This window comes from Nocardia sp. NPDC004340 (assembly GCF_053602575.1).
The window spans coordinates 195,243-213,909 of sequence record NZ_JBSGDW010000009.1 but is presented as its reverse complement, the minus strand read 5'-3'; the positions used below and the strand labels follow the sequence as shown (position 1 = coordinate 213,909).

The following is an 18,667-nucleotide window of genomic DNA, read 5'->3' as shown; positions in this document are numbered from 1 at the left end:
TCACCGAGTTCGCCATCCGTTAGCTGACGCGTCGGCAGGCTCGTTGTCATTCCGAGTCCTACCGGGTCTGCCGGGGCGTCACCCGAAGCCGCGAGGTGACCGCATGACGCAGGGCTGGCCCAGTTCGATGGATTCCTTCGACGATATCTTCGACCGCTTCTTCGGATCCGGAATGTCACGCCGGCCACCGGTGCAGCGCATCGACCTGACCCGATTGCTGAGCGAGAGCGCCAAACAGGTCGTCGACACCGCGCGCCAGGCCGCGCACGACTGGGGCAGCACCGAGATCACCCCCGAGCACCTGCTCTACGCGGCCGCGGCCGTCGAGCCGGCGCGCAGCATCATCGCCGAGATCGGCCGCGACCCCGAACAGCTGCGCGAGCACATGCGCACCGCGGCGGGCAGCGGCGCCGGCGCGCACGGCGACGACCATGCCCTGGCCCTGAGCCCGGCCGCCAAGCTGGCCCTGCGCAATTCGCAGCGCAGCGCCGCCGAGGCGGGCAGCAGCTACATCGGACCCGAGCACATCCTGCTGGGCATCGCGGGCCTGCACGACAGCGCGGCCGCCCAGGCGCTGGCGGGCGCGAAGATGCCCGCGGCCACCGGGGGCCCGACGGCCAAGGAGCCCTCCGACACCCCGACGCTGGACGAGTACGGCCGCGACCTCACCGCGGAGGCCCGCGCGGGCCAGGTCGACCCGGTGGTCGGCCGCGCCGAGGAGATCGAGCAGACCGTCGAGATCCTGTCGCGGCGGCGCAAGAACAATCCGGTGCTGATCGGCGATCCGGGCGTCGGCAAGACCGCCATCGTGGAGGGCCTGGCCCAGCGCATCGTCAACGGTGACGTGCCCGCCACGCTGGCCGACCGCCGCGTGGTCGCCCTCGACGTGAGTTCCATGGTGGCGGGCAGCAAATATCGCGGTGAATTCGAGGAACGGCTCACCAAGGTGCTCGACGAGGTGCGCGCGCACTCCGACGAATTGGTGGTGTTCATCGACGAGCTGCACACCATCGTGGGCGCGGGCGGCGGTGGCGAGGGTTCCATGGACGCGGGCAATATGCTCAAGCCCGCCCTGGCCCGCGGCGAATTGCACGCCATCGGCGCGACCACCATCGACGAGTACCGCAAATACATCGAGAAGGACGCGGCGCTGGAACGCCGCTTCCAGCCGGTCATGGTGTCCGAGCCGTCGGTGGCCGACACCATCGAGATCCTGCGCGGCCTCGCCGACGTGTACGAGGAGCACCACCAGGTCCGCTATCTGGACGAGGCGCTGATCGCGGCCGCCGAACTGTCCGACCGCTACCTGACCGACCGGTTCATGCCGGACAAGGCCATCGACCTGATCGACCAGGCCGGTGCCCGCGTCCGATTGCGCACGCGCACACCGGATCCCAAGGTGCGTGAGCTGGAAGAGCAACTGGCGCACCTGAATCGGGAGAAGGACGCCGCGGTCAAGGGCGAGGACTACGAGAAGGCCAACAAGATCAAGGCCGAGATCGCGAAGCTGGAGCGGAAGACCGCCGACGAGGTGGACCGCACCGAGATCCCGACGGTCACCATCACCGATATCGCCGAGGTGATCTCGCGCCGCACCGGCATCCCGGTCGCCGACCTCACCACCGAGGAACGCGCGAAACTGCTGAAGCTGGAACAGGATCTGCACCAGCGGGTGATCGGCCAGGAGGAGGCCATCGTCGCGGTGGCCGAGGCGGTGCGCCGCGCTCGCGCCGGGCTCAAGGATCCCAACCGGCCGATCGGCTCGTTCCTGTTCCTGGGCCCCACCGGCGTCGGCAAGACCGAACTCGCGAAAGCCCTGGCGGCCGCGGTGTTCGGCGACGAGGACCGCCTCATCCGCTTCGACATGAGCGAGTTCCAGGAGAAGCACACGGTGGCCCGGCTGGTCGGCGCCCCGCCCGGATACATCGGCTACGACGACGCCGCCCAGCTCACCGACAAGGTGCGCCGCCAGCCCTATTCGGTGATCCTGTTCGACGAGGTCGAGAAGGCGCACCCGGATGTGTTCAATGTGCTGCTGCAGCTGCTCGACGACGGCCGGGTCACCGATTCCAAGGGCCGCACCGTCGATTTCAAGAACACCATCGTCATCCTGACCAGCAATATCGGGTCCGATCTCATCCTGTCCGCCAAGGACGGTGACCTGGATTCGATCAAGCCGCAGCTGGAGGAGCGACTACGCAAGCAGTTCCGCCCGGAGTTCCTCAACCGGCTCGACGAGCAGATCATCTTCCACCGCCTCGACAAGGACCAGCTGCGCACCATCGTCGGCCTGGTGCTCGACGGCACCCGCCGCCGGCTGCACGCCCAGGACATCGCCCTGGACGTGTCCGACAAGGCCATGGATTGGCTGGCGGACACCGGGTATCAGCCCGAGTTCGGCGCCCGCCCGCTGCGTCGCACGGTGCAGAAGGAGCTGGACAACGCCCTGGCCAAGAAGCTCCTGGAAGGCGCCCTGGCTCCCGGCGACACCGTGCGCATCGACGCCGACGACAACGGGTTGAACATCCAGGCGTTGCACCACAGCGGCGGCAAGAAGACCGACGCCAAGATCACCGAGGAATCCATCCTGAGCGTCGGCAAGAGCGGCAAGAAGAGCGCCGACGGGCACAGCAAGAACGGGGTGAAGCCGTCGCGCGGGAAGTCGGCGTCGGGCAAGAACTGACCCCCGGGCTTGCGCGTCCGACGTGAACCTGCGTTAACTTTCAGGTATGGAGAACGATCGCGACGCCGCGCCGTTGCCCCTCGGCGACCTGTTCGCCGAGGGGCCCTTCCCGCCCCATCACCCCGGCTGCTTCGGCTGCGGCCCGGCCAATCCGGCCTCCCCGACCATGGCCTTCGAACGCCACGGTGACCTGGTCCGCAGCACTTTCGTACTGGACGAGCGGCATCAGGGCGCGCCCGGCGTGGCGCACGGCGGCATCGTCTCCGCCGCCCTGGACGAGGCCTCCGGTTCGGTGCTGATGCCGCTGCGGCTGCCCGCCGTGACCGTGAAACTCGAGGTCGACTTCAAGGTGCCCGTCCAGCTGCACCGAGAATTGACGGTCACCGGGAAGCTGGTCGGCCGTGAGGGTCGCAAGCTGTTCATCCACACCGAGCTGACCGATGGCGACACCGTGGTCGCCATCGGCCGCGCGATCTTCGTCGAGGTGAACGCCGCCCACTTCCACCGTTTCGGTGCGACGCCGGGCGAATTGTCCAGCGTCGGAGCCTGATTCGGGATTTCGGCTCAGCGCAGCCGGCGGATGTCGCCCCGCACCCGGTAGAACCCGCCGCGCGCCGACTCGGTGACCGCGTCGACCACGTAGCGCGCCCCCGCTTCGCGAACCTCCCTGGGGAACTGCACATTCCAGCCGCGCTGGTACCCGGCCGAGAGCACGTGCACGCGGAGGTTGCCGTTCTCCTGGACGCATTCGACCACGATGCCGTCCCCGGCGTCCGCGATCACCTCCACCGTGGAGCTGGGCACCACCGCGGAGATCTCCGGTGCCTTGATCGACAGCGTCTGCGGCAGCACGCCCTGCTCGGCGTCGCGGATGGCCGCTTCGCTGACATCCAGGCAGGCCAGGGTGCCGTTGGTGGTGACCAGGTAGAGCTTCTCGTCGTGGTACTGCATGGAGTACGCCGAGCCGCAGCCGGTGGCGAGCTTCCACAGCCGGTTGCCCGCGGCGTCGAAGCAGTACACCGACGAGTGGTTGTCGCCGGCGAACACGAAGCGCCCGTCCGGTGACGTGGCGCAGGAGAAGACGGCCGCGTCGCACTGGTAGGTGCGTTCGGCCTGCCCGTCCTTGGCCACCATGCGCACCTGCCGGGTGCCGGTGCCGGCGTACACGGCGTCGTTCTCCTGCCAGCCGAACAGCACCGCGCCGCCGGTGCCGACCTGCCAGCGGGTGTCACCGGTGGCCAGGTCGTAGGTGGTGACGCCGTTCGAATGTCCGTGGTACACACCGGATTCGTCGATGCGCACCATCCAGCCGGAGTCGCCGGTGCTGCGCCGCGTCCACAGCGATTCCTCCTCGTGGTCGATGACGGTGAGCCCGCCCTGCCGGTCGGAGACGCCGAGGATGCCGTCGTGGATGTCGAGCCAGTAGATGTCGACATTGGCGGCGATGTCGTAGGCCGCGCGCGGCACCTTGCCGGTCAGGTCGTAGACGCGGCCGTCGTCGCAGCCCGCGTAGATCCAGAAGTCATCGGCGACAATGCATTTCACCGCGTCGGGCAGCCGGAACCGGCCGGTCACCGTGCCGTCGGGGGTGAGGGTGAAGACGTCGCCGTGCTCATTGCCGACCCAGCAGCGCTCGTCGTCGACGAAGATGCCGAACGCCGCCGCGCCGGAGTCGAAGCTCCACAGCACCGGGGCCTTCTTGGCGGTGGAGCGCTGACTGACGATGGCGCGCCGGGTGACCGGGCGCGCCGCGCGGGCGCCCATCACCGCGGGCGCGTAGCCCTTGCGCATCTTCTCGCCGACCTTCTTGGCCGCCGCCGCGCGGGCCTTGTCCGCCGTCGGGAACGAACTCACCTGTCGTTGCCCGGCGTCGCCGATGCGCCCGTACCGGATCGTCACCTGCGTCCCGGTCACGATGACCTCGTAGAACTTGTGTGCTGTACCGCTGTCCTGGGACAGTTCCAGGTACGTGGTCTCCCCGCCGCTCATGTCTTGCTCCAAGATTCACGTTCAACTCGATGTGCGGCGAAAACTAACAAGGCCCACCGACATTCGGCGTTCGCCGAGGTCGATGGGCCCGTGCGGCGTTCGGGGCCACAGGTACAGCTGGGCGACGAGGCCCGCGAGCGCGCCGCCCACGAGGGGGCCGAGGACCGGCACCCACGCGTAGCTCCAGTCGGCGCTCTTGACGTTCGAGGTCACCGGGTCGCCGGGGCTGTCCTCGACGACGCGCCGGGCCGCGCCGCTCGCGCTGACCCCGGCCGGAATCCGTTCCGGGACAGCGTGCGCCGAGTGGCGGGTGGGCAGCAGCGCGTAGGCGATGCGGGGCCCGAGGTCGCGCTTGCGACCCTCGTCGGGCTCCTCGTCGAAATGCCGCTTGTAGGCGATGTAGGCGGCGTACACGCCCGCGAAGACGGCGATGCCCCACCCGAAGCTGATCAGCAGCCAGCCGCCGTCGAAGCCCTTCGATTTACCCAGCACAACATTGGCTACCACGCCCGCGCCGAACAGGATCAGGATCCCGGTGCCCAGGGCCTCGCTGACAAAAATAGAGCTGAAGTCCATTGATTCGCCTCTCGATCGGCGTCCGGTGCAACTCTGGACCCGACTCTACGGTCTCCAGTTCAGCAAACCTCTGGAAACACGCTAGAGGGGTGGGCCCGGCACGGGCAAGGGCGAACGTCCTGTGGATCGGTGAATCGAAATACACAACGCCGTGCCGAAAACTGTTTCGGCACGGCGCTTTTCGTGAACGAGAATGCGGTCTTTCACCGCGCGGGAAGACTCCCCGCGCGGTGTCGGAACCATCGGATCCGTCGTCAGCCGACGGCGATCATGCGGGCCGCGTTGGCCGCCTCGTCGTCCTTCTCCTCGTTGGCGGCCAGCTCGGCGTGCACGCGGTCGAAGTACCGGTTGATCTCGGCATTGGTGCGCTCGTCGTCCCACTCCAGGTACGGGGCGATGAGCCGGGCGATCTCGCGCGCCGCCTTCAGTCCGCGATCGAGCACCTCGATGGAGATGCGGGTGCGCCGGGTGAGCAGGTCGTCCAGGTGCAGCGCGCCCTCGTGGGTGGCGGCGTAGACGGCTTCCGCCCCCAGGTAGTCCTCCGCGCCCGGAATCGGTTCGGCCAGTGCGGGAACCGCCGCGATGAGGTCGAAGATCTCGTCGGTCAGCGAGCCGTAGCGGCCCAGCAGGTGGGTGACGGTCTGCTCCGGCAGCCCGGCGGCCGCGGCCACCTCGGGAACCCGGTCGAGCAGTTCGTGGTAGCCGACCGCGCCCAGGATGGGCAGATTCGCGGTCACCGAGGGCGCGACGTCGCTGCCCAGGCGTTCGGCGGCGGCGTCGACCACGTCGGCGGCCATCACCCGGTAGGTGGTGTACTTGCCGCCCGCGATGACGAACAGTCCCGGGGCGGGCTCGGCCACCGCGTGTTCGCGCGAGAGCTTCGAGGTCTCCTTGGACGCGCCGGTCATGAGCGGCCGCAGGCCCGCGTAGGTGCCGACGATGTCGGCACGGGTGAGTGGTTCGCGCAGCAGCGAATTGACGTGGTCGAGGATGTACTGGACGTCCCCGGCGGTGGCGGTCGGGTGGTTCTTGTCCAGCGACCAGTCGGTGTCGGTGGTGCCGATGATCCAGTGCTCGGCCCACGGGATGACGAACAGCACCGACTTCTCGGTCTTCATGGCGATGCCGGTGCCCAGGTCCAGCTTCTCGCGCGGCACCATGATGTGCACGCCCTTGGACATGCGCACGTGGAACGGGAACTCCACGCCGGTCATCTTGATCATGTCGTCGGTCCACACGCCGGTCGCCGAGATCACGGTGCGGGCCCGGATGCTGTGCTCCAGACCGGTTTCCAGATCCACGACCTTCGCGCCGGCGATCCGCTCACCGTCGCGCAGCAGGCCGGTGACCTTGGTGCGGGTCAGCACGGTCGCGCCGTGCTGGGCCGCGGTGCGCGCGATCATCATGGTGTGGCGGGCGTCGTCGACCTGCGCGTCGTAGTAGCGGATGGCGCCGGTCATGGCGTCTTCCTTGAGCGCGGGCGCCAATTCCAGTGCGCGGGAACGGCTCAGGTGCTTGTGCATCGGCACCGAGCGCGCGCCGCCCATGGTGTCGTAGAGGGCGATGCCCGCGCCGATGTAGAAGCGCTCGTAGTGCTTCTGCAGCGGGAACAGGAACGACACCGGGTGCACCAGGTGCGGGGCCAGCTTGTTGAGCAGCAGGCCGCGTTCCTTCAAAGCCTCACGGACCAGGGCGAAGTCGTACTGCTCGAGGTAGCGCAGGCCGCCGTGGATGAGCTTCGAGGACCGGCTCGAGGTGCCGGCGGCGAAGTCGCGCGCTTCGACCAGGGTGACGGACAGCCCGCGCGAGGCGGCGTCGAGGGCGGCGCCCGCTCCGGTCACTCCACCACCGATCACGAGCACGTCGATTTCGGTGTCGCCGAGCGAATCAATCGCCCGGGCGCGGTAGGCGGGATCCAGTTGTGCGGACACGAAACGCTCCTTGCTATCGGTAATTTCAGGCTTGTGATGGGGGCCGGTCACCGCTCAGTCCTCGTCGTCGTCGAGGTCGACCCAGTCGAGGGTGCGGGACACGGCTTTGAGCCAGCGCGCGTAACCCCGGCGCCGCTGCTCCTCGGTCATGGTGGGTTGCCAGTTCTTGTCCTCGTGCCAGTTGGCGACGAGTTCGTCCGTGCTGCTCCAGAATCCGACCGCGAGCCCGGCGGCATAGGCCGCGCCGAGCGCGGTGGTCTCCGAGACCACCGGTCGCGAGACCGGGACGCCGAGGAAGTCGGCCTGGATCTGCATGGCGAGTTCGTTGGCGGTGACGCCGCCGTCCACGCGCAGCGTGTCGAGGGTGACGCCGGAGTCCTGCTGCATGGCCTCGACCACGTCGCGGGTCTGGTAGCAGATGGATTCCAGTGTGGCCCTGGCGATATGGGCATTGTTGCTGTAGCGCGACAGGCCCACGATGACGCCGCGGGCGTCCGCGCGCCAGTAGGGCGCGAACAGGCCGGAGAAGGCGGGCACGAAGTACACGCCGCCGCTGTCGGAGACCTGCCGGGCCAGCGCCTCGACCCGCTCCGCGCCGGAGATGATGCCGAGCTGATCGCGCAGCCACTGCACGGCCGAGCCGGTGACGGCGATCGAGCCCTCCAGCGCGTACACCGGTTTGTCGTCACCGAACTGGTAGGCGACGGTGGTGAGCAGCCCGTGCTTGGAGCGCACGATCTCGGGACCGGTGTTCAGCATGAGGAAATTGCCGGTGCCGTAGGTGTTCTTGGCCTCGCCGGGCCGGAAGCAGACCTGGCCGACGGTGGCGGCCTGCTGATCGCCGAGCACGCCCGCGATCCGCACCTCGCCCTTGAACGGGCCATTGGGGTTGGTGGTGCCGAAGCTCTCAGGATCGGCCGAGGGCGCGATGCGCGGCAGCACGCTCCGCGGCACGTCGAACACCGCGAGCAATTCCTCGTCCCAGTCCAGGGTTTCGAGATCCATGAGCATGGTGCGCGAGGCATTGGTGGGGTCGGTGATGTGGACACCGCCCTGGACGCCGCCGGTGAGGTTCCAGATGATCCAGGTGTCGGGCGTCCCGAAGAGGGCGTCACCGGCCTCCGCGTCCTCGCGTACGCCGGGCACATTGTCGAGGATCCACTTCAGCTTGCCGCCGGAGAAGTACGGCGCGGGCGGCAGTCCGGCGCGTTCGCGGATCAGATCGCCCTTGCCCGCCTTCTCGACCTCGGCCACGATGCGGTCGGTGCGGGTGTCCTGCCAGACGATGGCGTTGTAGTAGGGGCGTCCGGTGCGGCGGTTCCACACGATGGTGGTCTCGCGCTGATTGGTGACGCCGACGGCGGCCAGGTCGCTCGCGGTGAGACCGGCGCCGGCCAGGGCGCTCTTGATGACGGTGCGGGCGCGCTCCCAGATCTCGTCGGGATTGTGTTCCACCCAACCGGCCTGCGGGAGGATCTGCTCGTGTTCGAGCTGATGGCGGGCAACCACATTGCCGCCGTGGTCGAACACCATGAAGCGCGTGGAGGTCGTGCCTTGATCGATGGCTCCGACATACTGCGTCATCGCGGTCCTTTCGGGAAGCTCGCCATTGAGTCCGATATCCCTGGTGGAGAGGGTGGAACCGGTGCGTATCCGGGCCGATGTCAACGCTACGAAGTGGAACGTCGTCCGCACAGAGGACGCGTTCGACAATGCCGAACGGTTAGCCGGCGGGTTACGGCTGATAGGTTTCAAGCGTGCCGGGACCGATTCAGTCGATCGAGCGCGCCGCGGCCATTCTGCGGCTGCTGGCCCGCGGTTCCGGGCGGATGGCGGTCGGCGAGATCGCCGCGGCGCTCGGTCTGGCCAAGCCCACCGCGCACGGCATTCTCCGGACCCTGCAGGGCGTCGGATTCGTCGATCAGGACCCGGTCAGCGGCAAATACCTGCTGAGTCCGGCGCTGCAGGACCTCGGGGCCGGGCATCTGGACGCCAATGAACTCCGCTCCCGCGCGATCAACCGGGCCGACGCCCTGGCCGCGCGCAGCGGTGAATCGGTGCGCATCGCCGCGCCCGTGGAGGGCGGCGTGGTGGTGGTCCACCACGTCTTTCGGCCCGACAACACCGAGCAGGAACTCGCGGTCGGCGAGGAGTTGCCGCCGCACGCGACCGCGCTGGGCAAGGTGCTGCTGGCCTACGACGGCGACCTCGCCGACGGGATGCGCGACGGTGAGTTGCCCGCCCTGACGCATCGCACCATCACCGATCCGGCGGCGCTGCGGCGGGCGATCACCGAGGTCCGGCGCGCCGGATGGGCGGGCGATATCGGCGAATACCGTTCCGGCGAGGCGAGTGTCGCCGCGCCGATTCGCTCCCGGGGTGGTTTGGTGGTCGGAGCCATCGGCATCACCGGGCCGATCGACCGGCTCTGCGACGGACAGCTGCGCATCCGGTCCGCACCGGTCACCCAGGTCCGCGACGCGGCGGCCGCGGTCTCCCGGGATCTCGGTGGCGCGCAATGACTTTCCCCGACAGGAGCAGTCACGCATGACGCAGCGGTTCGTGCTCGCCATCGACCAGGGCACCACCTCGACCCGGGCCATCCTCTTCGATCAGCGCGCCCGCCTGAGCGGCGTGGCGCAGCGCGAACACCGCCAGTACTACCCGCGGCCCGGCTGGATGGAGCAGGATGCGGTGCAGATCTGGCGCAATGTGGAGCGCATCGTGCCCGCGGCCCTGCGGGATTCGGGCATCACCGCCGATCAGGTGGCGGCGGTGGGCATCGCGAACCAGCGCGAGACCACCGTGGTGTGGGACCGCGCCACCGGCGTGCCGGTCGCCCGCGCCATCGTGTGGCAGGATGTGCGCACCGAGGACCTGGTCGAGCGCATGCGGGAAACCCCTGGGGCGGAACGCATCCGGGAACTCTGCGGCCTGCCGCTGGCCACCTACTTCGCCGCGCCCCGGCTGCGCTGGCTGCTGGACCGCACACCGGGTCTGCGGGATCGTGCCGAACGCGGCGAGGTGCTTTTCGGGACCATGGAGACCTGGCTGATCTGGAACCTCACCGGGGGGCCGGACGGGGGAGTGCACGTCACCGACGTCACCAATGCCGGGCGCACGCTGCTGATGAATCTGGCCACGCTGCAATGGGATTCGGAGCTGTTGCGGTTCTTCGACATTCCGCGGGCCATGCTGCCGGACATCCAGCCGTCCACCGGTGACTTCGGGACCGCGGCGCAGGTGCTGCCCGGCGTGCGCATCGCGGCGGCGCTCGGTGACCAGCACGCGGCGCTGTTCGGCCAGACCTGTTTCGCGCCCGGCGAGACCGAATGTACCTACGGCACTGGTGGATTCCTCTTGATGAACACCGGCAAGGAGCTGGTGCGGTCCGAACACGGGCTGCTCACCACCATCGGCTACCAGGTGGGTCCGGAACCGGTGTACGCCCTGGAGGGACCGATCGCGGTGACCGGCTCGCTGGTGCAGTGGCTGCGCGACAATATCGGCCTGATCGCGAGCGCTCCCGAGATCGAAACCCTCGCGGGCACAGTGCAGGACAATGGCGGCTGCTACCTGGTGCCCGCCTTCTCCGGCCTGTACGCGCCGCACTGGCGCAGCGACGCGCGCGGGCTGCTCATCGGGCTCACCTCGTACATCACCAAGGGGCACATAGCGCGGGCCGTGCTGGAGGCGACGGCGTGGCAGACCCGTGACGTGCTCGAGGCCATGAACGCCGACTCCGGGCTCCGGGCCGCGTCGCTGCGGGTGGCGGGCGGCATGACCTCGGACAACCTGCTCATGCAGATCGTCGCGGACGTCCTCGACATCCCGGTGCTGCGGCCGATCGTGGCGGAGACGGTGTCGCTGGGCGCGGCCTACGCGGCGGGCCTGGCGGTCGGTTTCTGGCCGGATCTCGAGGGCCTGCGCCACAATTGGCGCGTCGCGGCCCAATGGCTGCCGCGCATGGACCCCGCGCTGCGCGCCGAGGAGTACGACAACTGGCGGCGGGCGGTGGAGCTTACCTTCGGTTGGCTGCGCCCCAAGAAGCCCTTGACCTAACGTGGCAGGTATGCGGCTCTACGTCGGTTGCGCAATGTGGACACACCCGGACTGGCAGGAGAAGCCGATACCCCCGGCCGAACGCCTGCGCACCTACTCCTCCTGGTGCAACGCGGTGGAGGGCAACACCACCTTCTACGCGGTCCCGCAGCGCCGCACCGTCCAATCCTGGGCCCGGCAAACCGATCCCGATTTCCGGTTCGTCATGAAGCTGCCCCGCACCATCACGCACGACCGCCGCCTCACCGGCGTGGACGACGAGATGTCGGGCTTCCTCGACGCCATCGAACCGCTGGGCCGCCGCCTGCACGCGTTGTGGATCCAGCTGCCGGGCTCGTTCACCAACCTGACCGCGCTGGCCGACCTGCTCCAGGCCATCCCGTCCCACTACCGCTGCGCCGTGGAGGTGCGCCACCCTGCCTTCTTCGAGAACCAGCGCGCTACAGCGCAACTCGAAGCGGTGCTGAACGCGGCCGGGGCCGAGTGGATCCCTTTCGACACCACCGTCCTGTTCGCCGCCCCGCCCACCAGCGCCGCCGAGTACGAGGCGTCGTCGAAGAAGCCCAACAACCCGCGCCGCACCCGCGCGCTCACCGAGTTCCCGATCGTCCGCTATCACGGCCGCGACGACGCCGCCGCCACCGTGGCGGGCTGGCAGCCGTGGATCGACACCACGGTCGACTGGCTGCGGGAAGGCCGTTCCCCCACGGTGTTCATCCACACGCCGGACAACGCGGCCTCCCGGACCCTGGCCCGCCGCTTCCACGCCGAGGTGGCCGCGCGCGTGCCCGACCTGGCGCCCCTGCCCACCCCCGAACCCACCGATCCGATGACGCTGTTCTGACGGGCCGGCGGCACCCGGCGGACGTCGTCCGGCCACCGTGTGCCGCCGGGTGATTCAGCCGATCAGCAGCGGCGGGTTGCCGGTGCGCCGGGCCTCGCGGGCCAGCGACTTGTCCCGCTGTTCCTCGAATCGGACGACGTCCTTCTGGAGCTTGTCCAGGTACACCCCGACCTCGTTGCGGCGGCGGTCGCCCTCGGGCCCGAAGTCGTTGCGCTCGAAGATGCTCCACTTCTTGAGGTTGGGCAGCAGCACCTCCTCCAGGTGCTGGCGCAGATCGTAGATGCCGTGCTTGGCCATCAGCACGCCGTTACGGCGGAAGTTGGGCATCCCCAGGCCGGGCATCTGGAAGCGGAGCACGACATTGGCGATGGCCTCCATGGCCTGGTCCGGCGAGAGGTCCAGGGCCGCGCCGCACATATTGCGGTAGAAGATCATGTGCAGGTTCTCGTCGGCGGCGATGCGCTGCAGCATGCGGTCCGCGATGGGGTCGTCGCAGGCTTTGCCGGTATTGCGGTGCGACACGCGCGTCGCCAATTCCTGAAACGTCACATAGGCGACGGAATGCATGAAACCGGCATCGGCGGGCACGTAGTCGGTCCCAGAGTGTTTCTTGATCAGCTGGGCGGCGTTGTAGCCGCTCGTCATGTGCGTCATCCGCGCCTGCTCCAGCGCCACCGGATCCACGCCCCGGGTGACCACCAGGTAGTCCCGGATCACGATGCCGTGCCGGTTCTCCTCGGCGGTCCAGCGGCCCACCCAGGTGCCCCAGGGGCCGTCCTGAGAGAAGTTCTCGGCGATTTCCCGGTGATAGCTGGGCAGATTGTCCTCGGTGAGAAGATTGGTGATCATTGCCGCCTTGGCGACTTCGCTGAGAGCCGACTGTTCCGGCTGCCAGTCCGTGCCGTCCATAGCTGCGAAGTTGCGACCCTGGTCCCACGGGACGTAGTCGTGGGGGTGCCAGTCCTTGGCCATCGATAGATGGCGGTTCACGTTCTGCTCGGCAATCGGTTCCAGCTCGAGGAGCAGCTCCAACTGCGTGAGACTCCTGGCCACGATCGTATGCCCTCCCTTGAAATGGCTCGGCACTGCGGGAATGATGCTCGGGAGATCCGGCGATCGGCCGCCGTGTCGAGTAGGACTCTGGGATTGAAAAGGGATGCCCGCGTGTCGCTTAATGGGACTGGTCGGCTTCGCCTCGGATAATCTAGCCCAGTTCGCCGAATATTGTCTTCATCACCCGCCGGAGTCTCTACAGCCGGGCCCGCTCGTCAGTTTCCACCTGCCCTTGACAGCCCACGCGGATCGAGAACCGATTCGCTGAAGCATTGCTACGGAGAGTGTGAACATGCAGACGCCCAACCGCCGGAAATACCCCAGTGTCGTCGTCACCTCCCTGGCTGCGACCACCTCGATCGCGGGAGACGTCGACTCGACGTGGAAGGGGCTACTCAACGGCGAGAGCGGGATCGACGTCCTCGAGGACAGCTTCCTCGACGACTTCGGCCTCCCCGTCCGGATCGGCGGGCACCTCAAGGTGTCGCCCACCGACCAGTTGTCCAAGGCGGAGGCTCGCCGCCTGTCCTACGTCGAGCAGATGGCCGTGGTGCTGTGCCGCGAGGTCTGGGCCAACGCCGGATCCCCGGAGGTGGACAAGGATCGCCTCGCCGTCTCCATCGGCACCGGTCTCGGCGGTGCGGAGATGCTCATCACCACCCGCGACAAGCTGATCAACGGCGGCTACCGGAAGGTGTTGCCGCACACCGTGCAAGCCGTCATGCCGAACGGCGCGGCCGCCTGCGTGGGTGTCGAATTGGGCGCGAGGGCTGGCGTGTCGACGCCTGTTTCGGCGTGTTCGTCCGGTTCCGAGGCGATCGCGAACGCCTGGCGCACGGTCGTCATGGGCGATGCCGACATGGTGGTCACAGGCGGCGTGGAGGGTTCCATCCAGGCGCTGCCCATCGCGGGCTTCTCCATGATGCGCGCCATGAGCACCCGCAACCACGACCCCAAGGGCGCCTCCCGCCCCTTCGACATGGAACGCGACGGGTTCGTCTTCGGCGAGGCCGGGGCGCTCATGGTGATCGAGACCGAGGAGCACGCCAAGGCGCGCGGGGCCACCATCCACGCCCGCATCATGGGCGCGGGCATCACCTCCGACGGGTTCCACCTGGTCGCCCCCGATCCCGAGGGCACCGGAGCGGCCCGCGCCATGAGCCGCGCCATGGAGTTCGCGGGCCTGGCCAAATCCGATGTCACGCATATCAATGCGCACGCCACCGCCACCCCGATCGGGGATACCGCGGAGGCCAACGCGATTCGGCAAGCGGTCGGCAATCATGCCGCGGTGTACGCGCCCAAGTCCGCGCTCGGACATTCGATCGGCGCAGTCGGTGCGCTGGAGTCGGTCATCACCGTGCTCAGCGTGCGGGACGGAATCATCCCTCCCACACTGAATCTGGAGAACCAGGACCCGGAGATCGACCTCGACGTGGTGAAGGGCCAGGCTCGGCCGGGACGCTACGAGTACGCGCTCAACAACTCGTTCGGCTTCGGCGGGCACAACGTCGCCATCGCTTTCGGCAGGTACTGACCCTCTGCTAGAGTCCCGAAGCCCCCAGCTACATTCGGGCTTTCGTGTCGATCTTTGTTCGGTGTCACTGCGCGGTTCTGACGGACCGCGAGCTGAAAAAGGATAGGGAATGATCGGCGAGACCTTCGATGACTATCTGGACGAGCACGGCCACATCAAGATCCCTGACAACCAGACCATGGTCGACCTGGTCGACAAGCATGCCGCGGCCAACGGGGACGAGCTCGCCTACCGCTATATCGACTATTCACGCGAACGCGACGGGGAGTACCACGACATCACGTGGAACCGCTTCGGCGTCCGGCTGCGCGCGGTAGCCGCCCGGCTGCAGCAGGTCACGCAGCCGGGGGACCGCGTCGCCATCCTGGCGCCGCAGGGCCTGGACTACATCGTGTCGATGTACGCCTCGGTGTACGCGGGCAATATCGCGGTGCCGCTGTTCGATCCGGACGAGCAGGGCCACACCGACCGGCTCCACGCGGTGCTCGAGGACTGCAACCCCGCGGCCATCCTGACCGTCGGCTCGGCCGCGGCCGGGGTGCGCGAGATCTTCAAACACCTGCCCGCGCCGCAACGTCCGCGCATCATCGCGGTCGAGGCCATCCCGGACGGGGTGGGGGAGAGCTGGGTGCGCCCGCACCTGCAGATGGACGACGTCGCCTACCTGCAGTACACCTCCGGATCGACCCGCACCCCAGCCGGTGTCGAGATCACCCACCGGGCGGTCGGCACCAACCTGCTGCAGATGATCGACGCCATCGGCATCACCGAGAAGGCGCGCGGCGTCACCTGGCTGCCGCTGTTCCACGACATGGGGCTGCTGACCGTCATCCTGCCCACCCTGGGCGGCAAGTACATCACCATCATGTCGCCCAGCGCCTTCGTGCGCCGGCCGCACCGCTGGATCAAGGAACTGGCCGCCCAGGAGGACGGCGCCGAGATCTTCGCCGCCGCACCCAATTTCGCCTTCGAACACGCGGCGGCGCGCGGATTGCCCAAGCCCGGTGAGGAATTGGACCTGTCCAATGTCATCGGCCTGATCAATGGCAGCGAGCCGGTGTCGGTGACCTCCATGCGGAAGTTCAACGACGCCTTCGCCCCCTACGGCCTGCCCAAGACCGCCATCAAGCCCTGCTACGGCATGGCCGAGGCCACCCTGTTCGTCTCCGCCACCAAGCGCGAGGACGAGGCCCGCACGGTCTGGGTGGACCGCACCAAGCTCAATGCCGGGCGCATGGTGGAGGTCGACGAGCACGCGGACAACGCTGTGTCCCAGGTGTCCTGCGGGTACGTGGCGCTATCGCAGTGGGCGGCCATCGTGGATCCGGAGACCGGCGCGGAGAAGCCCGACGGCGAGGTCGGCGAGATCTGGCTGCACGGCGCGAACATCGGCCGCGGCTACTGGGGCCGTCCCCAGGAGAGCGAGGCCACCTTCCACAACCGGATCGTCGCCCGCCAGCCCCGGAGCCACGCCGAAGGCGCCGAGCCGGAGGCGAACTGGATGCGCACCGGTGACTTCGGCGCGTACTACGACGGCGAGCTGTTCATCACCGGCCGGGTCAAGGACCTGGTCATCGTGGACGGGCGCAATCACTACCCGCAGGATCTGGAGTACTCCGCCCAGGAGTCCAGCACCGCGCTGCGGCCCGGATTCGTGGCCGCCTTCTCGGTCGCGGGCGACCAGCTGCCCGGCGAGGTGGTCACGGTCAACGGCTCGGATCCGGCCACCGGCGCCGAGCAACTGGTCATCGTGGCCGAACGCGGAACCGGCGCGGCCAAACTCGATCCGGAGCCGATCACCGAGACCGTGCGGGCGGCCATCGCCAAGCGGCACGGTGTGACCGTCCGAGACCTGCTGCTGGTGCCCGCGGGGTCCATTCCCCGCACCTCCAGCGGCAAGATCGCGCGCCGCGCGTGCAAGGCGGCCTATCTGGAGGGCACCCTCCGGGGCGGCCATCGCCAGCAGGCCTTCCCCGACCACGTCGACTGATTCCGGCGCGCGTTGCCGAGGGGCACACCGGTGGTGGTGTGCCCCTCGGCGTGTCCGGGGGTGTTCAGGTGTCGAGCCGGACCGTGGTCGCGGAATCGGCGGGGCGGGCGGCGTGTTCGGCCAGCGCGCGGGCGGCGGCGTTCAGGCGGGCGCGGGCCTCGGTGTCGGTAACCGATCCGTCCGGTCCGACGGCGCTCTGCAGAACCGTGATTCGGCCGCAGGCCGCCTCGACCAGTTCGGCACCGACATAGCCGAGCACCGTGCGCAGCGTCGCCACCGCCGCCTCGCCGCGGCCCTCGTAGGCGACGTTCACATAGGCGACCGGCTTGTCGCTGAGATCGGCATTGCCGACCGTCCACTCCAGCAGGTTCTTCAGGCTGCCGGGGATCATGCCCGCGTATTCGGGGGTGCAGAACAGCACCGCGTCGACCTCGGCGAACTGCCGGTGCAGGTCCTCGACCACGGGCGGTTCGGGATCGGCGCCGGGCACGAAGGCGGGCAGGTCGAGCAGGCCCCCGTACCGGACGGCCACGAAATCGGATCCGGCGTCGGCCGCTATGGTGCGCAGCGCGGCGGTATTGGTCGAGGCCTCACGGGTGCTGCCGGAGACCAGCAGGATGCGTGGAATGGTCACGGCTTCGGCAACCCGCGGCGGGGCCGGAGTATTTCGGGTGATCTGGACGGTTGTCTCGTATGCGCCGTCCCACCGACTGGGAGTTGTTGTGACAACAGGTGTCGTTATCTCGCATAGTGGGTATGGTTTCGATCAGCCGGACTGTCCGGGACAGCTGATGCCCCCTGGATCCGGTTGTGCGACAACTGCATAACGCGAGTTAGTGCGAGAAGGGCAGGCAACGATGACTGCGAACGCCAACCGCTTCGATGAGGCGGCGGTCGGTGCGTTCGGACCCGGCAGACTGCTGGCCGCCGAACCGATGACGGCGAGAATGCTGCCCGGACTGAAACTGCCCGCGCGCGCCTGGCGCATCAGCTACACCTCGACCACCGCCACCGGAGCTCCGACGCAGGTCAGCGGCACCGTCCTGGTTCCGAACACGCCGTGGCGCGGTCCCGGCCCCCGCCCGCTCGTCGGCTACGCGGTCGGCACCCAGGGCTTGGCGAGCACGGTCGCCGCCGCCTCCTGGCAGCTGCGCTTCGGCGTCGAATACGAGTCGGTCTTCCTGCGTGTCGCCCTGAATCGCGGCTGGGCCCTGGCCGTCACCGACTATCCCGGACTCGGCAATCCCGGCCTGCACCCGTACGTCATGGGCCGCGCCCTCGGCCCCGCTGTCCTGGACAGCGTTCGCGCCGCGCGGCATGTGACCGGAGCGGACCTGGATCCGGACGGTCCGGTCGGCATCTACGGCTACTCCGAGGGCGGCAATGCCGCGGGCTGGGCCTTGCAGCTGGCGCCCACCTACGCCCCCGAGCTGCGGATCGCGGGCGGCGCGGTCGGCTCGGCCCCCGCCGACATGCTCGACATGGTGAAGTTCCTGGACGGCACGCCCGCGGCGTTCCTCCTCTTCTACGGCGTCCTCGGCATCGAGGCCGCCTACCCGGAACTGAACGTCCTGCGGCACCTCAACACCCAGGGCCGCGCCCTGGCCGCGCTGTTCCGCCGCACCCACATCGCCGCCGCCGGCCTGCTCGGCGTCGGCGCGGGCCTGCTGGTCCCGACCCGCGTCTCCACCTACTGCCACCGCCTGCCCTTCGAGGTGCCCGAGGTGAAGGCCCGGCTGCTGGAGAACCGGCTCGGCGGAATCGCGCCCACCGCACCGGTGCTGGTCGCGGGCGGCACCGCCGAGCAGGTCATCCCGTATCCGCAGGCCGTGCGGCTGGCGGAGGACTGGACGGCGCTCGGCGCGGACGTCACCATGCGAACCCTGAAGGGCCGCGAGCACATCGGCGGCGCGATGGCCTTCGCCGGACCGGCCATGCGCTTCCTGTCCGAGCGGCTCGCCGAAGACGCCGCCGCGCCCGCGCTGCAACGCGGCGCGTAATC

General features: G+C 68.7%; 14 protein-coding genes. 8 read left to right on the top strand and 6 right to left on the bottom strand.

Going from position 1 to position 18,667, the window contains the following annotated elements; translation table 11 throughout:
• The first annotated feature begins 103 nt into the window (after nucleotides 1-103).
• Together ACWEOI_RS29325 and ACWEOI_RS29320 are read left to right on the top strand one after the other, a co-directional pair.
• Nucleotides 104-2,683, top strand: a complete 2,580-nt coding sequence (locus ACWEOI_RS29325) for an ATP-dependent Clp protease ATP-binding subunit (RefSeq protein WP_452361665.1) — start codon at nucleotides 104-106, stop codon at nucleotides 2,681-2,683.
• Nucleotides 2,684-2,729: 46 nt separating this feature from the next.
• On the top strand, nucleotides 2,730-3,233 hold the full coding sequence (locus tag ACWEOI_RS29320; protein WP_433671189.1) for a hotdog domain-containing protein: 504 nt from the start codon (nucleotides 2,730-2,732) through the stop codon (nucleotides 3,231-3,233).
• A 14-nt stretch (nucleotides 3,234-3,247) separates the two neighbouring features.
• Here the strand turns inward: ACWEOI_RS29320 and ACWEOI_RS29315 are convergent, their stop codons facing one another.
• The 4 genes from ACWEOI_RS29315 to glpK (ACWEOI_RS29300) form a co-directional block, all read right to left on the bottom strand.
• Complete coding sequence (locus ACWEOI_RS29315) at nucleotides 3,248-4,672, bottom strand: WGR domain-containing protein (RefSeq protein WP_452361664.1); 1,425 nt, start codon at nucleotides 4,670-4,672, stop codon at nucleotides 3,248-3,250.
• Between the two features lie 21 nt (nucleotides 4,673-4,693).
• On the bottom strand, nucleotides 4,694-5,248 hold the full coding sequence (locus ACWEOI_RS29310; protein WP_452361663.1) for a hypothetical protein: 555 nt from the start codon (nucleotides 5,246-5,248) through the stop codon (nucleotides 4,694-4,696).
• Between the two features lie 254 nt (nucleotides 5,249-5,502).
• Complete coding sequence (gene glpD, locus ACWEOI_RS29305) at nucleotides 5,503-7,179, bottom strand: glycerol-3-phosphate dehydrogenase (RefSeq protein WP_452361662.1); 1,677 nt, start codon at nucleotides 7,177-7,179, stop codon at nucleotides 5,503-5,505.
• Nucleotides 7,180-7,233: 54 nt separating this feature from the next.
• Nucleotides 7,234-8,763, bottom strand: a complete 1,530-nt coding sequence (gene glpK, locus ACWEOI_RS29300; protein ID WP_452361661.1) for a glycerol kinase GlpK — start codon at nucleotides 8,761-8,763, stop codon at nucleotides 7,234-7,236.
• Between the two features lie 173 nt (nucleotides 8,764-8,936).
• Between glpK (ACWEOI_RS29300) and ACWEOI_RS29295 the strand changes: the two genes are divergently transcribed.
• Genes ACWEOI_RS29295 through ACWEOI_RS29285 form a run of 3 tightly spaced genes read left to right on the top strand, consistent with a single transcriptional unit; the run spans nucleotide 8,937 to nucleotide 12,085 of the window.
• Nucleotides 8,937-9,701 carry an IclR family transcriptional regulator gene (locus ACWEOI_RS29295; RefSeq protein ID WP_452361660.1) on the top strand — a complete coding sequence of 255 codons (765 nt, stop codon included), beginning with the start codon at nucleotides 8,937-8,939 and terminating at the stop codon, nucleotides 9,699-9,701.
• A gap of 25 nt (nucleotides 9,702-9,726) precedes the next feature.
• Nucleotides 9,727-11,241, top strand: coding sequence for a glycerol kinase GlpK (gene glpK, locus ACWEOI_RS29290; RefSeq protein ID WP_433671201.1), 1,515 nt, complete (start codon nucleotides 9,727-9,729; stop codon nucleotides 11,239-11,241).
• A gap of 10 nt (nucleotides 11,242-11,251) precedes the next feature.
• A complete protein-coding gene (locus tag ACWEOI_RS29285; protein ID WP_452361659.1) occupies nucleotides 11,252-12,085 on the top strand; it encodes a DUF72 domain-containing protein in 834 nt (277 codons plus the stop codon).
• A gap of 54 nt (nucleotides 12,086-12,139) precedes the next feature.
• Here ACWEOI_RS29285 and ACWEOI_RS29280 read toward each other — a convergent pair whose 3' ends face one another.
• Nucleotides 12,140-13,138, bottom strand: coding sequence for an acyl-ACP desaturase (locus ACWEOI_RS29280; RefSeq protein ID WP_433671204.1), 999 nt, complete (start codon nucleotides 13,136-13,138; stop codon nucleotides 12,140-12,142).
• Between the two features lie 292 nt (nucleotides 13,139-13,430).
• Between ACWEOI_RS29280 and ACWEOI_RS29275 the strand changes: the two genes are divergently transcribed.
• Both ACWEOI_RS29275 and fadD32 read left to right on the top strand, forming a co-directional pair.
• Nucleotides 13,431-14,675, top strand: a complete 1,245-nt coding sequence (locus tag ACWEOI_RS29275) for a KasA/KasB family beta-ketoacyl-ACP synthase (protein ID WP_433671206.1) — start codon at nucleotides 13,431-13,433, stop codon at nucleotides 14,673-14,675.
• 109 nt (nucleotides 14,676-14,784) lie between these two features.
• Complete coding sequence (gene fadD32 / locus ACWEOI_RS29270) at nucleotides 14,785-16,665, top strand: long-chain-fatty-acid--AMP ligase FadD32 (protein ID WP_452361658.1); 1,881 nt, start codon at nucleotides 14,785-14,787, stop codon at nucleotides 16,663-16,665.
• A gap of 64 nt (nucleotides 16,666-16,729) precedes the next feature.
• Here the strand turns inward: fadD32 and ACWEOI_RS29265 are convergent, their stop codons facing one another.
• Nucleotides 16,730-17,299, bottom strand: coding sequence for an NADPH-dependent FMN reductase (locus ACWEOI_RS29265; protein WP_452361657.1), 570 nt, complete (start codon nucleotides 17,297-17,299; stop codon nucleotides 16,730-16,732).
• Between the two features lie 223 nt (nucleotides 17,300-17,522).
• On the opposite strand from ACWEOI_RS29265, the gene ACWEOI_RS29260 reads away from it, so the two are divergent.
• Complete coding sequence (locus ACWEOI_RS29260; protein ID WP_433671212.1) at nucleotides 17,523-18,665, top strand: lipase family protein; 1,143 nt, start codon at nucleotides 17,523-17,525, stop codon at nucleotides 18,663-18,665.
• Nucleotides 18,666-18,667: the final 2 nt, after the last annotated feature.